General features: G+C 64.2%; 12 protein-coding genes. 10 read left to right on the plus strand and 2 right to left on the minus strand.

All coding sequences use genetic code 11. The features are described from left to right. Nucleotides 1-110: 110 nt before the first annotated feature. Nucleotides 111-3,305 carry a TonB-dependent receptor domain-containing protein gene (locus HNP55_RS19035; RefSeq protein ID WP_184303058.1) on the minus strand — a complete coding sequence of 1,065 codons (3,195 nt, stop codon included), beginning with the start codon at nt 3,303-3,305 and terminating at the stop codon, nt 111-113. Nucleotides 3,306-3,585: 280 nt separating this feature from the next. Then, nucleotides 3,586-4,356, minus strand: coding sequence for a Crp/Fnr family transcriptional regulator (locus tag HNP55_RS19040; protein ID WP_184303061.1), 771 nt, complete (start codon nt 4,354-4,356; stop codon nt 3,586-3,588). An 85-nt stretch (nt 4,357-4,441) separates the two neighbouring features. Between HNP55_RS19040 and HNP55_RS19045 the strand changes: the two genes are divergently transcribed. The 10 genes from HNP55_RS19045 (at nt 4,442) to accC (ending at nt 13,280) form a co-directional block, all read left to right on the plus strand. Continuing rightward, nucleotides 4,442-4,915 carry a hypothetical protein gene (locus HNP55_RS19045; protein WP_184303064.1) on the plus strand — a complete coding sequence of 158 codons (474 nt, stop codon included), beginning with the start codon at nt 4,442-4,444 and terminating at the stop codon, nt 4,913-4,915. 58 nt (nt 4,916-4,973) lie between these two features. Continuing rightward, nucleotides 4,974-7,022, plus strand: a complete 2,049-nt coding sequence (locus HNP55_RS19050; protein ID WP_184303067.1) for a ribonuclease catalytic domain-containing protein — start codon at nt 4,974-4,976, stop codon at nt 7,020-7,022. Between the two features lie 2 nt (nt 7,023-7,024). After that, complete coding sequence (locus HNP55_RS19055; protein WP_184303070.1) at nt 7,025-7,882, plus strand: energy transducer TonB; 858 nt, start codon at nt 7,025-7,027, stop codon at nt 7,880-7,882. Between the two features lie 13 nt (nt 7,883-7,895). After that, a complete protein-coding gene (aroE, locus tag HNP55_RS19060; protein ID WP_184303072.1) occupies nt 7,896-8,771 on the plus strand; it encodes a shikimate dehydrogenase in 876 nt (291 codons plus the stop codon). Continuing rightward, the gene (locus HNP55_RS19065) at nt 8,768-9,520 is read left to right on the plus strand and encodes a transglycosylase domain-containing protein (RefSeq protein WP_184303075.1); all 753 of its coding nucleotides are present in this window, start codon (nt 8,768-8,770) and stop codon (nt 9,518-9,520) included. Before aroE ends, HNP55_RS19065 begins: the two co-directional genes overlap by 4 nt. Further along, a complete protein-coding gene (locus HNP55_RS19070) occupies nt 9,517-10,152 on the plus strand; it encodes a hypothetical protein (protein ID WP_348648733.1) in 636 nt (211 codons plus the stop codon). The genes HNP55_RS19065 and HNP55_RS19070 overlap by 4 nt, the downstream gene beginning before the upstream one ends. After that, the gene (locus tag HNP55_RS19075) at nt 10,149-10,724 is read left to right on the plus strand and encodes a TlpA disulfide reductase family protein (RefSeq protein ID WP_184303079.1); all 576 of its coding nucleotides are present in this window, start codon (nt 10,149-10,151) and stop codon (nt 10,722-10,724) included. The genes HNP55_RS19070 and HNP55_RS19075 overlap by 4 nt, the downstream gene beginning before the upstream one ends. Nucleotides 10,725-10,879: 155 nt before the next feature. Then, nucleotides 10,880-11,323, plus strand: a complete 444-nt coding sequence (gene aroQ / locus HNP55_RS19080; RefSeq protein WP_184303081.1) for a type II 3-dehydroquinate dehydratase — start codon at nt 10,880-10,882, stop codon at nt 11,321-11,323. Nucleotides 11,324-11,450: 127 nt separating this feature from the next. Then, on the plus strand, nt 11,451-11,921 hold the full coding sequence (gene accB / locus HNP55_RS19085) for an acetyl-CoA carboxylase biotin carboxyl carrier protein (protein ID WP_184303084.1): 471 nt from the start codon (nt 11,451-11,453) through the stop codon (nt 11,919-11,921). Nucleotides 11,922-11,930: 9 nt separating this feature from the next. Beyond that, nucleotides 11,931-13,280 (plus strand): acetyl-CoA carboxylase biotin carboxylase subunit, encoded by a 1,350-nt coding sequence (accC, locus tag HNP55_RS19090; protein WP_184303087.1) that lies wholly within the window; start codon nt 11,931-11,933, stop codon nt 13,278-13,280. Nucleotides 13,281-13,294 lie beyond the last annotated feature (14 nt).

Genomic DNA, 13,294 nt, shown 5'->3' on the forward strand with positions numbered 1-13,294 from the left:
TTTGCAAAACCAGCAAAACACCGGGGCGGCTCTGGCGACAAGCTGGTTTGCCCCGAGTTCTTGGATGAGCCCTCACGGCGGCCGGCGCAGGCTTGCGCCGGCCCTGGGGTTCAGTAGCGCAGGTTCAAGCCTATGCTCAGGGTGCGGCCCGGCCCCGGGACGGGGATCTTGGACATGGGGTCCAGGTAGTAGCGATCGGCCAGATTGCTGAGCTTGAGGTTCAGATCCAGACGCTTGTGTACATCCAGCTGCAAGAAAAAGTCGTGCAGCAGCACCGAGTGCCAGTACATCTGCCGCATGCTGTTTTCCGTCCAGAGCTCTTTCCCATAGGTGTTGAGCAAGGCGTTCAGCTGAGGGTTTTCGGCCTTGGCGTGGTAGACCGAGCGCAGGCCGAACACCAGTCGGTCATTGAAGACGCGGGCGCCCAGCTCGGTGTTGATGGAGTACCTGGGTTGCAGGCTGGTGGCGGTGAGCATGTCGGCGAAGCCGCCGCTCATGCAAGTGGGCATGCGCTTGTAATACACGTCCATGCCATAGGCGTAGTCGGCGTCGCACAGCTCTTGCTTGAGGCGGTAAGTGGCGCCCAGGCTGCCGAAGAAGCCCCCGCTGTCCAAATTCGACTGCAGCTCGATGCCGCTGACCTTCTTCTCGTCGAACTGGATGACACTGAGCGTGCCGTCACGCTCGATGAAGTCCTTGATCACGGTGTTGTAATAGCTCAGGCGCACATCGGCCAGGGCGATGCCGGGAAAGAACTGGGTCAGGTCGTGGGCGTAGCCCAGCTCCCAGTTGATGCTGCGCTCGGGCTTGCTGGCACCGGCCACGCTCAAGGCGCCCACGCCGTCCAGGCCCACCGAGGTAGAGGCCACCTCGAAGATGCTGGGGAAGCGCGTCATCTGCGCATGGCGCATAAAGACCTTGCCATGGGGCGTCAGGCTGGCCGTGGCCGAGATCACCGGCGACCAGGCATGGCCGGATTGCTTGCGCGGTGCCGCCCAGGCCTGGTCTTCCGCAACCTCCTCATAAACCGCCTTGCCGCGGCTCGTGGTGGCAAGCTCGTTAGGAACCGTCACGCCGAATTCACCCTCCAGACCCTGGGCGTTGCGGACGGTCTGTTTGAGGTCGATCGCGTCGCCGGCAAACGGGCTTTGTGAGGCCACCAGCTTGCCATTGGCCATGGGCACAAAAGCGGTGTTCTTCCAGTAGTGGGCGCCTGTGCGACCAAGAAATCCCTCGCGGCCCGCCAGCCATTTACGCCAAGCAGCGGCGATTTCCTCGTAGGCAGCCATATTGGGCGTGGTGATGCCATCTTCGTGCCAAGCACGGTAATCCTCAGGGGTCAGTTTGTTCTGCGCCTCCTTGCTCAGCTCCACATGTTTGCGCAGCGCATTCATCTCCTCTTCCGACCACAGCGTGCCGTACTCCAGGGTGACGCCCACCTTGCGCTTGAGCGCCTGCGCACTCGCCACCTTGTTGCGGCGGCGCTCGGCCAGCCCCTCGTCAAAGGCGGAATAGCGGTTGTAGCGGGCGCCGGCGCTCAGCGCCAGCCAGGATTTCGGGGCCCATTCAAAATTGAACATGCCCGAGGATTCGCTGCGCGTCCCGGAGCGCGGGCCGTAGTGCGTGGTGCCGTAATGGAACATCGCACCACCGGGGCCCATGCCGCCGCTGAGCTGCACATCGGCCACCCGCTCGTCCAGGCGCTCGCGCTGGAAGGCGCCGCCCACGGTCAGCTGCAAGCGCTCAGACAGACGCATGAGATTGCGGAAGTCAAAACCCTTGCGGTCATGGCGGGTCCACTGTGAGCTACCGGCAAAAATGCGCCCATCATGGGCGGGTTCCACCGGCTGGGTCGCGCCCAGATGGGGGTTCAATTTTTCATCGGTATAGCAGCTGAATGCCGGCGCACCGCTGGGCAGGCCATTGGCCCAGTCCGGCCCCTTGATACAGGCGTTCCAGTCGGCCAAGTGGCGGCTATAGGCATCCAGCTCGGGGCTCTTCTTGATGTAGTAGACGCCGCCGCCGCTCTGGTGGCGCACGCCATCGGTCTTGGTCATCCACAGATTGCTTTGCAGGTCGATCCAGCGCGAGCCCTTGGGCTTCCACTCGTGGGTGATCCTGTAGGTATCCAGGCGCAAGTCGGAGCGCGGAAACTCGCCCACCAGTTGCTCGTTGGAACCCTGCGCGGCCAGCGCCTCGGCCATGCCCAGCATGACAACGGCCTGGCCGGGGCTGGTTTCGGCAAAGCCCAGGTCCGAGCGCATCACGCTCCAACCCAGCTTGTTCTCATGGGGCAGCTGCCAGTTGTTTTTCAGCAGCCAGGTCTTGCTGCTGCTGGAGCTGCTGAGCACCTCGTTGCCGGCGTGGTACAGCTTGGTCAGATTGGGGTAGTAGGCCGCAGTGTCTTTGGCAAAAGCGTCGTTGTGGGTGTAATCCTCCGTGCCGCGGCGGCCGGCGAAGTAATTGCCCTTGCTGCGCTGGCTGTAGGAGAACAGCAGGTCGGTCAGCTGGTTGCGGGCCGCTACCGAAATCATCTCCGAGTGATCGGCCAGGCCAAGAATGTCGCCACCGCCCTTGGTTCGCGGCACGGGCTGGGGAATGTTGACGTTATTGTCCATGCCCAGAACGGCACCGGGAATCGACCGGTAGTCCTGACCAAAATAAGCGTTGGCATCCGCCTGCGGCTTGATGCTGTTGCCGGCAAGCCCGGCCCTGAACTCGATGCCCAGGCGCTCCCCGGCAGGGATGATGTCGGCCGCCTCCAGGGTGCGCACATTGATCGCCCCGCCCACGCCGCTCTTCACACCCGCGCTCAGGGAGGGGCCTTTTTCCACCATGATGCTGCGGAACATGGCCGGGTCCACATAGTTGCGGTTACCCGCGCCATAGACCTGCAGCCAGACGTTGGTGGACTGCTCGGTGCCGTCCACGGTCAATGGCACTCGCCCCTCGCCCGACAGACCTCGCACATTTGGCGTTATGGAGGTGCCGTTGCGCGCGTCCATGCTGTACACGCCATTCATGCCCTTGAGCACATCGGCGGCGTTGGTGGCTTGGACGCGACCCAGATCCTCTCGGCCCATGTAAAGGGTGGTGACATTGGCGTCGTAGACTTTTTTGTGCCCATCGGCGTCCTTGTCCACCTTGCCGACACCCACGACGACGGGCAACTCGATCTTGCTGTCTTTGACGGCCTGTTCCTTGTCCGCCCGCTGAGGGGGCTCCACCACCTGCGCCGACGCGACCGGACACAGTACGTACAGACTCGACATCAGCAGCGCCAACTTCTTCGGCGTAAACGGCATCACAACTCCTCCTCCAAGATTCCAAACGATTGGCAACCACCTTGCGGTCGCAAATGAAATTGAGAATCATTACTATATGAAGGAGGGCAAGCGGGCCCCTATGACAATTGTCAAGCGCTCAGAATCAGCTGAGCTGCGGCTCGGCCCTCGCACAAAGGCTGAGCAAGCTCCGCGCGTGCATGGGAGTCCCGGGCGGAGTCAGAGCCTGAGTCTGCGCAGCGTCGGCTGGAGCGGTGACCATGCTGGCTGTTCATGTCAGCCTGCCCCATCCAGGGGCGCATCAGCGGCGCGTCGATCCCAGGCCGCAACACCCCACCATGGGCGGCATCACTTCACCCACATCCTCGGGCGGTGCCAGGCCGACGCAATCGCACAGGCCTGCTGGATCGAGCAGCACCAGCGTGCGCCCCTTGCCACTGAGCAAGCCTTGCTGCCGGAACTTCTGCAAGAGCCGTGACAAGGTCTCCGGCGTCATCGCCAACTGGCCGGCGAGCACCGCAATATTCACCGGCAAATCGATATTGACCGGCATATTGATCCAGCGCGCCCCTTGATGCCGATGCAATTGCAGCAAATAAGAAACCAGCCGCTGGCCGGCATTGTTCAAAGACAGATTCTCGATGCGGTTCACCGCCTGATACAGCCTTTTCGCCAGCGCGGCGAGCAGGGTATGCATCAAGCCCGGCGCGGCATCGCAGAGCGCCAACAAGGCCTCGCGTGAATAGGCATAAAGCCGGGTTTCCTTGCTGGTGCGCGCCGTCAATGGGTAACGGGACGGCACCAAAAACATGGCCGCCTCGGACAGCAATTCACCCGCCCCCAATATCTGGAACAGGATGTCCTCACCCCCAAAAGACGGACGATAGAGCTGCACCTCTCCACTGATGAGCGCATAAAAACGCTCCGCCCGGTCGCCCGATGCAAACACCTGTTGGCCACTGTCCAGCCGCAGTGGCTGCGCCGTCATCGCCAATCGCTCAAGCGCAGCGTCATCCACCCCCTCAAACAAGATGCAGCCGCGCAAGGCGGACAGCGGGGTCAGCGCGTCCATTGAATTGACATTTGTCATTTGAGTCGAGTAAAGCGACAGTTTATCATTATTGATAATGATTATCATTAACAACAGGAGATCATCCGTGAGCTATGGCCTGCTAGTCACGCTGCATTTGTTCTGCGCCATCGTGTTTATCGGCATCGTCAGCTTCGAAGTGCTGATCTTGGAGGGAATACGCAAGAACCTGCCTCCCCCCTACATGACCCTGGTCGAAGAAGGCATCCACCACCGTGGCCGCAAACTCATGCCCTGGTTCGTCGCCACCTTGTTTCTATCGGGTATTGCGATGGCACTGGGCACCCACCGGCATGCCCTGCTGGGCGCCCTCGGCGGCACGGCGGACTCCCTGTTCGGCCTGCTGCTGAGCATCAAAATACTGCTGGCCGTCAGTGTGCTGGTGCACTTTGTGGTCGCAATACGCTATTCGCTGTGCGGCGGCATGAGCAACAAGCGTTTCAAGTACACCCACTTGTCGGTGTTCATCCACATGGTCTTGATCGTGCTGCTGGCCAAGGGCATGTACTACCCGCCTGCCTGGGCCAGATTCAGCAATTGAGCGCTCGCGGCGGCCGCCCGCCAAACCCAACCCGGCAATCGGCGACAATCCGGGCCATATGTTTGCACTGTTCGATGAAGCCGGAAAATTTCTCGCCGGCCGCGTGATGTCTGAAGCCGATAGTTCGATGCAGATCGAGCTGGAGTCGGGCAAGCGCGTCAAAGTAAAAGCAGCCAATGTGCTGCTTAAATTTGAAAAACCCTCGCCCGCCGAGTTGATTTCTGAAGGCCAGCGCCTGGCCCAGGAGATCGACCTCGACCTGGCCTGGGAGTTTGCCCCCGAGGGCGAGTTCGGCTTTGCCGATCTGGCGCGCGATTACTTCGACGCCAAGTGCAGCACCGCCCATCAGGTGGGCGCGCTGTTCCGCCTGTTCGAGGCGCCGCATTACTTCCGCCGCGCCGGCAAGGGCCAGTTCAAAAAGGCCGCGGAAGAAACCGTCAAGGCCGCCTTGCTAGGCATCGAACGCAAGCGCCAGCAGGCCTTGCAAATCGAGCAATGGGCGACCGAGCTGGCGGCCGGCACTTGCCCGCAGCCGATTGCCGACCAGATCTACAAGATTCTGTTCAAGCCCGACAAGAACGGCCCCGAGTACAAGGCCGTGGTCGAGGCCACCCGCCGCTCGCACAAGGCGCCGCTGGACCTGTTGCAAGGCGCCGGCGCCATCAGCAGCGCCTACCAGTTCCACTGGAAGCGTTTTTTGTTCGAGCAGTTCCCCAAGGGCGTGGGTTTCCCCAAGCTGCTGGCGCCGGAGATCAAGGATGAGTTGCCGCTGTCCAGCGCGCAGGCCTTCTCCATCGACGACTCGGCCACGACCGAGATCGACGACGCCTTGTCCGTCCAGGGCCTGGGCACGGGCACCATCACCTTCGGCGTGCACATCGCGGCGCCCGGCCTGGCGGTGCAGCCGGATTCGGCCATCGACAAGGTGGCGCGCGAGCGCCTGTCCACCGTCTATATGCCGGGCTGGAAGCTGACCATGCTGCCCGACGAGGTGGTGCAGGCCTACACGCTGATCGAGGGCCGCGACTGCCCGGCCGTCTCCATCTACTTCACGCTGGACGAGGCCACGCTGGCCATACAGAGCAGCGAGACCCGGCTGGAGCGGGTACGGATTGCCGCCAATCTGCGCCACGACCAGCTGGATGCCGTCATCACCGAGGCCACGCTGACGGACGCTGAAGTAGCGGATTACGCCTTCGCAGCCGAGCTGGCCTTCTGCTTCCGCCTGGCCCAGGCGCTGAAGAAGCAGCGCGAAGTGGTGCGCGGCAAGCCCGAGAGCTTCAACCGGCCGGACTACAACTTCCGCCTGGACTCGGGCGGGGCGACGGAACCCAAGGGGACCGAGCAGGTCAGCATCAGCACCCGCGTGCGCGGCGCGCCGCTGGACCTGATCGTGGCCGAGGCCATGATTCTGGCCAACTCGACTTGGGGCGCCTGGATCAATGAGCTGGGCCTGCCCGGCATCTACCGCAGCCAGGCCAGCATGGCCCCGGGCATCAAGGTACGCATGGGCACCCGCGCCCAGCCCCATGCCGGCCTGGGCGTGGCCCAGTACACCTGGTCGACCTCGCCGCTGCGCCGCTATGTGGACCTGGTCAATCAGTGGCAAATCATTGCCTGCGCGCGCAATGGCCGCACGGCGGCCCTGGTCGCGCCCTTCAAGCCCAAGGATGCCCAGCTCTTCTCCATCATCTCGGGCTTTGATGCGGCCTACAGCGCCTACAACGGCTTCCAGAACGGTATCGAGCGCTTCTGGACCCTGCGCTATCTGGTGCAGAACCAGATCAGCGAGCTGACCGCCACCGTGATGAAGGACGGCCTGGTGCGCGCCGACACCCTGCCCCTGGTCTTCAAGGCCCTGGGCTGCGAGCCGCTGCCGCGCGGCGCCCACGTCAAGGTGCGCATCACCGGCACCGACGAGATGACGCTGGACGTGCACGCCAGCCTGATCGAACGCCTGGACGAGGTGCTGACGGAAGCCCCCGAGGCCGAGGCCGAGGCCGAGGACGAGGATGAGGAAGCCGGCGCCGGGCCGCTGACCCTGGCCCTGGACATGACGGAAGGCGAGGAGGCCGCGGCCACCGCTACCGAAGCCGCCACCCCCTGACGATGGCCTGGCGTCCTTCCACCCTCCAGATCGCGCTGGCGGCCTCCCTGCTTTTGCACGGCGGCCTGCTGACGCTGCGCCTGGTGGATCCGAACCGCTTTGACCGGCTGTTTCAGGACACGCCGCTGGAGGTCATCCTCGTCAACAGCCGCAGCAGCGAGGCGCCCACCCAGGCCACCGCCCTGGCCCAGGCCAATCTGGCGGGCGGCGGCGAGCTGGAGGCGGGCCGGGCCACCTCGCCCCTGCCGCCCTCCAAGCTGATGGAAGTGGGCGAGGCGGTGGAGACGCAGCACACGCAGATCGCCCAGCTGAAGGAGCAGGAGCAGCAGCTGCTGACCCAGGTACGGCGCGAGCTGGCCCTGCTGCCCGCCCCCGACCCGCGGCGCGACAAGGGCTCGGAAGACGCCCGCGAACAGACCGAGCGCCGCCGCGCCCTGCTGCAGTTGCTGGCCGAGATCGAAAAACGCGTCAACGAGGAAAGTGCCCGCCCACGCAAGCGTTACATCAGCCCGGCCACCCGCGAGGTGGTCTACGCGCTGTATTACGACCATCTGCGCCAGCGCATCGAGGAGCGCGGCACCCGCGACTTCCCTGAGCACAAGGGCCGCAAGCTCTACGGCGAGCTAACCCTGAACATCCACGTGGATCAAGGTGGCCGGGTGATAGAGACCGATGTCGTCGCGCCCTCGGGCAACGCCCATCTGGACCGCCGGGCCGTGGCCATCGTGCGAGCCGCCTCGCCTTTTGGCAACTTCACCCCGGCCATGCGCCAGGGCGCCGAGGTGCTGGTGATCACCTCGCGCTTCCGCTTCACCCGTGAAGACGGGCTGGAGACCAGCGTCAGCGGCAGCAACCCTTGAGCAAGGCTTCTCCATGAGCGACCCAACCCAGCATCTGGCCCGTTACGCCGTGGCCGGCAACCCGGTGGCGCACAGCCGCTCACCCGCGATCCACGCCGAGTTTGCCCGCCAATGCGGCATGGCTCAGGCCATGAGCTACGAGCGCCTGCTCTGCCCGCTGGACGGGTTTGCCTCCACCGTCCAGGCTTTTGCGGCGGCCAGCGGGCGCGGCTGCAATATCACCGTGCCTTTTAAATTCGAGGCCCATGCCCTGGCCGCAAGGCTGACGCAAAGAGCGCAATTGGCCGGCGCGGTCAACACCTTGCGCTTTGATGCAGCCAGCGAGGGCGGCTGGCTGGGCGACAACACCGACGGCGCCGGCCTGGTGCGCGATATCGAGATCAATGCCCAGCGCCCGCTGGCCGGCCAGCGCCTGCTGCTGCTGGGCGCGGGCGGCGCCTCGGCCGGCGTGCTGGGCAGCCTGATCGCGCGGCGGCCCGCCGAGATCTGCATCGCCAACCGCAGCGTCGACAAGGCCCAGGCCTTGGTCGATCAACACGCGAATTGGAGCTTCGAACATGGCGTGCGTCTCAGCGCCCACGCTTTGCGAGACTGCGGCCAAGGCTTTGACGTTTTGATCAACGCCACCAGTGCCAGCCTGGCTGGCGCAGGCGTGCCCGTCTCGCCCGAGGTCTTGCGACCCGGTGCGCTGGCCCTGGACATGATGTATGGCCCGGCCGCCGCGCCCTTTCTGGACTGGGCCCGCGCGCAAGGCGCCGAACCGCGCGACGGCCTGGGCATGCTGGTCGAGCAGGCGGCCGAGGCGTTTGAGCTGTGGCGTGGCGCCAGGCCTGACTCCGCCGCCGTCCTGCGCCAGCTGCGGCAAGAGCTGGCAGAAGCCAAGCCATGAAGTCGCTGGGCAGCTCCCTGCTCCGCCTGGCCGCCCTGCTGCTGCTGAGCCTGCTGGCCTTGCAGCTCTATTTTGCCGGCCGCATCGCCTTGATGAATGTGCTGGCCCCGCAATCCACCAGCTTTGAGCGCTCAGAAATCTGGCGCTTGGCGGTGGAAAAGCATGAGATCGCCTGGAGCCAGCAATGGGTGGACGGCGATGGCCTCTCAAACCAGCTCAAGCGGGCGGTGATCGCCAGCGAGGACGCCGCCTTCGTCGAGCACAGCGGGGTGGACTGGGACGCGCTGGAAAAAGCCTGGGAGAAAAACCAGAAAGCCCAGGCCCTGGCCGAGAAGCGCGCCGCCCGGCTGCCGCCCACGGCCAAGGCCTTGCCTGCGGCCAAGATCGTCGGCGGCTCCACCATCACCCAGCAACTGGCCAAGAATCTGTTTCTGAGCGGCGAGCGCAATCTGCTGCGCAAGGGCCAGGAGTTTTTGATCACCTTGATGCTGGAGGGCCTGCTGGGCAAGGATCGCATCCTGGAGATCTACCTCAACCATGTGGAGTGGGGCGAGGGCGTGTTCGGCGCCCAGGCCGCGGCGCGACACTACTTCCGCGTGGACGCCGGCCGCCTCTCCAGCAAACAGGCCGCCCGGCTGGCGGTGATGCTGCCCGCGCCCAAGCGCTTCGAGAAGCGCCCGGGCTCGGACTATCTCTTATCCCGCGCGGCTACCATCGAAGCCCGCATGCCCGCCGTCGAATTGCCGTGAGCTCCGAACATTCCATCAGCAGCGAAATCGCCGCCACCGCCGCCCGCCTGGTGGTGGAAGAAGGCCTGGAGTACGGCCCGGCCAAGCAGCGCGCCCTCAAACAACTGGGCCTGGCGCGCAACTCCCGCGCCGCCCTGCCCAGCAATGACGAGCTGGAAGACGAGGTGCGCGACTACCTGGCCCTGTTCTGCGCCGACACCCAGCCGGCCGAGCTGCGCGCCCTGCGCGAGCTGGCGGCCCGCTGGATGGCGCGGCTGGCCGAGTTCCGGCCGCACCTCTGCGGCGCGGTCTGGCGTGGCACGGCGACAAGGCTGAACAATATTCATCTGCAGCTGTTTTGCGATGACAGCAAATCGACAGAGATCGCGCTGATCAATATGAATGTGGATTACGAGGTCGGTGCCACCAGCGGCCCGCGCGGCCGGGAGGTGGACATGCTCTCCATCGCCGCGCCCTGCCCGGCCTTGCAGGAGCGGGTCACCGTCCATCTGAGCATTCTCGATTTCGACGATTTGCGCGGCGCGCTCAAACTTGACTCGCGCGGACGCAGCGAGCGGGGCGATCTGAACGCCCTGCAAAAGCTGCTGGAAGATGATGGCAACAGCCCCGAGGAACAAGGTGCCAAGACATGAGCCATGAAAACAGCCCAGCCACCGGCGGGCGCCGCAAACTCCTGCTCGCGGGTGCCGGCTTGGCCGCCGGCGCCACCGGCCTGGGCCTGGCCTGGCGCCGCCATCTGGCCGAGAATCCAAGCCTGAGCCCAGCCGAGCAGAGCTTCTGGGCCGCCCGCTTTGAGCGCCCCGTCGCCGACGCAGCAAGCGGCAGCAAGGATCTGCTCATGGCCGATTTCCGCGGCAAGCCGCTGCTGCTGAACTTCTGGGCCACCTGGTGCCCGCCCTGTGTGAAGGAGCTGCCCGAGTTGGCCCAGTTCCATCGCGAGTTCCAAAAAGAAGGTTGGCAGGTGCTGGGTTTGGCGCTTGACGCAGCAACGCCGGTGCGTGAATTCCAGCAAAAACTGGCGCTGGATTTCCCGCAAGGCCTGGCCGGACTGGCGGGCACGGAGTTGAGCCGCAGCCTGGGCAATAGCCAGGGCGGCCTGCCGTTTTCCGTGGCATTTGCTGCGAACGGCCGGGTAATGTGGCGAAAATTGGGGGCGACTACCTTGGAGGAACTGCGCCCTCTTGGCCGGGGCAAACTGGCCTGATCGAGCGCCGCCCGACGCCTTGGCTGGCGCAAAGCCGGGTCGCGGTCAAGCAATTTATTTACAAGGAAGCCGCTTGAACAGGCTTCAAAACGCGTAAAGTCCGGCCTTCTTCGCTTCTAGTGGCGCCACTCTAAGGCTGGCAACACGATTCGACGATGTCGCAGAAACAGATTCTTGTCATTCACGGCCCCAACCTCAACCTGCTCGGCAGCCGCGAGCCGGAGATCTATGGCGCGCTGACTTTGCCGCAGATCAATGCTGATCTGGCCGAGATCGCCGCCAATGCAGGGGCTGAGCTAAAATCCTTCCAGAGCAATCACGAAGGGGAGTTGGTCGACCGCATCCAGGCCGCTCGCACGGACGGTTGCCAGTTCATCATCATCAACCCCGCGGCCTATACCCACACCAGTGTGGCCATGCGGGACGCCCTGGCTGCGGTTGCCCTGCCTTTTGTTGAAGTTCATCTGTCCAATGTCCATAAACGCGAGGCCTTCCGGCATCACAGCTATTTTTCGGATCTGGCCGAAGGCGTGATCTGCGGCCTGGGCGCGCAAGGTTACCGAGCGGCCCTGGCGTTTGCACTCAGCAAATTGGGCTGAGCGCACCGAAGTCGTCAAGCAGCTAGTTCAAATTCGTCGCTGTCCGAATTTGCATCCCGACGGGGCGCGCCCGCGCCACCGGGATTTGATTCCCCTAAAACACAAAACATCTCGCTGGAGAAACCTTATGGATCTGCGCAAGCTCAAGACCCTGATCGACCTCGTGTCCGAGTCGAATATTTCTGAACTTGAAATCACCGAGGCCGATGGCAAGGTGCGCATCGTCAAGTCCGATGGCGCCGTTGCCGTGCCCATGATGATGCAAGTGCCTGCCGCTGCGCCCGTCGCAGCGCCGGTGGCTGCCGCAGCTCCTGCCGCCCCCGTGGCTGCCGCCGCCGCGCCCGCGGCCCCCGCAGCCGAGACCGGCCATATCGTGACCTCGCCCATGGTCGGTACCTTCTACCGTGCTTCGGGCCCGAATGCCAAGCCTTTCGCCGAAGTCGGCCAGCAGATCAAGCAAGGCCAGGCCATCTGCATCATCGAAGCGATGAAGATCATGAACGAGATCGACTCCGATTTCTCGGGCACCATCACCAAGATCCTGTGCGAGAACGGCCAGCCGGTCGAGTTTGGCCAGCCTTTGTTCGTCATCGAATAAGGTCTCGCGATGTTCAAAAAGATTCTTATCGCCAACCGAGGAGAGATTGCTCTTCGGATCCAGCGCGCCTGCCGCGAGCTGGGCATCAAGTCGGTGGTGGTGTACTCCGAAGCCGACCGCGAAGCCAAGTATGTGAAGCTGGCCGACGAGGCCGTCTGCATAGGCCCGGCCGCTTCCGCACAAAGCTATCTCTCGATGCCCGCCATCATCGCCACGGCCGAGGTCACCGACGCCGAGGCGATCCACCCCGGCTACGGCTTCCTGAGCGAAAACGCCGACTTCGCCGAGCGCGTGGAGCGCAGCGGCTTCACCTTCATCGGCCCGACCCCCGAGTCCATCCGCATGATGGGCGACAAGGTCTCGGCCAAGCAGGCCATGATCCGCGCCGGCGTGCCCTGCGTGCCCGGCTCGGAAGGCGCCCTGCCCGATGACCCGCGCGAGATCGTCAAGATCGCCCGCTCCATCGGCTACCCGGTCATCATCAAGGCGGCCGGCGGCGGCGGTGGCCGCGGCATGCGCGTGGTGCACACCGAGGCGGCCCTGGTCAATGCGGTGCAGACAACCAAGGCGGAAGCCGGTGCGGCCTTCGGCAACCCCGAGGTCTATATGGAGAAGTTCCTCGAGAACCCGCGCCATATCGAGATCCAGGTGCTGGCCGACGAGCACAAGAACGCCGTCTGGCTGGGCGAGCGCGACTGCTCCATGCAGCGCCGCCACCAGAAGATTCTGGAAGAAGCGCCGGCCCCCGGCATCCCGCGCCGCATCATCGAGAAGATCGGCGACCGCTGCTCGGCCGCCTGCCGCAAGATGGGTTACCGCGGTGCGGGCACTTTCGAGTTCCTGTACGAGAACGGCGAGTTCTACTTCATCGAGATGAACACCCGTGTGCAGGTGGAGCATCCGGTGACGGAGATGGTCACGGGCGTCGACATCGTGCAGATGCAGATCCGCGTGGCCGCCGGCGAGAAGCTGCCCTTCACCCAACGCAATATCACCATGCGCGGCCATGCGATCGAGTGCCGCATCAATGCCGAGGACCCCTTCAAGTTCACGCCCTCGCCGGGCCGCATCACCATGTGGCACGCACCGGGCGGCCCGGGCGTTAGGGTGGACTCGCATGTCTACACCAACTACTTCGTGCCCCCGCACTACGACTCCATGGTCGGCAAGATCATCGTGCACGGCGACACCCGCGAGCAGGCCCTGGCCCGCATGCGCATCGCCCTGTCGGAGACCGTGGTGGAAGGCATCCTGACCAATATCCCCCTGCACCGTGAATTGATGGTGGATGCCAAGTTCGTCGAAGGCGGCACCAACATCCATTACCTCGAGGGCTGGATGAGCCAGCACAAACGATGAGCGATCCCAACCCT

Origin of the sequence: Roseateles oligotrophus (assembly GCF_014204525.1) — a bacterium.
Lineage (GTDB): Bacteria > Pseudomonadota > Gammaproteobacteria > Burkholderiales > Burkholderiaceae_C > Paucibacter_A > Paucibacter_A oligotrophus_A.

What these genes read in the sequence shown, in the direction of transcription:
- HNP55_RS19055 (WP_184303070.1), top strand. Translation starts at nt 7,025, where the DNA reads ATGGCCTGGCGTCCTTCCACCCTCCAGATCGCGCTGGCGGCCTCCCTG.
- aroQ (WP_184303081.1), top strand. Translation starts at nt 10,880, where the DNA reads ATGTCGCAGAAACAGATTCTTGTCATTCACGGCCCCAACCTCAACCTG.
- aroE (WP_184303072.1), top strand. Translation starts at nt 7,896, where the DNA reads ATGAGCGACCCAACCCAGCATCTGGCCCGTTACGCCGTGGCCGGCAAC.
- accB (WP_184303084.1), top strand. Translation starts at nt 11,451, where the DNA reads ATGGATCTGCGCAAGCTCAAGACCCTGATCGACCTCGTGTCCGAGTCG.
- HNP55_RS19075 (WP_184303079.1), top strand. Translation starts at nt 10,149, where the DNA reads ATGAGCCATGAAAACAGCCCAGCCACCGGCGGGCGCCGCAAACTCCTG.
- HNP55_RS19050 (WP_184303067.1), top strand. Translation starts at nt 4,974, where the DNA reads ATGTTTGCACTGTTCGATGAAGCCGGAAAATTTCTCGCCGGCCGCGTG.
- HNP55_RS19040 (WP_184303061.1), bottom strand. Translation starts at nt 4,356, where the DNA reads ATGGACGCGCTGACCCCGCTGTCCGCCTTGCGCGGCTGCATCTTGTTT.
- HNP55_RS19065 (WP_184303075.1), top strand. Translation starts at nt 8,768, where the DNA reads ATGAAGTCGCTGGGCAGCTCCCTGCTCCGCCTGGCCGCCCTGCTGCTG.
- accC (WP_184303087.1), top strand. Translation starts at nt 11,931, where the DNA reads ATGTTCAAAAAGATTCTTATCGCCAACCGAGGAGAGATTGCTCTTCGG.
- HNP55_RS19035 (WP_184303058.1), bottom strand. Translation starts at nt 3,305, where the DNA reads ATGCCGTTTACGCCGAAGAAGTTGGCGCTGCTGATGTCGAGTCTGTAC.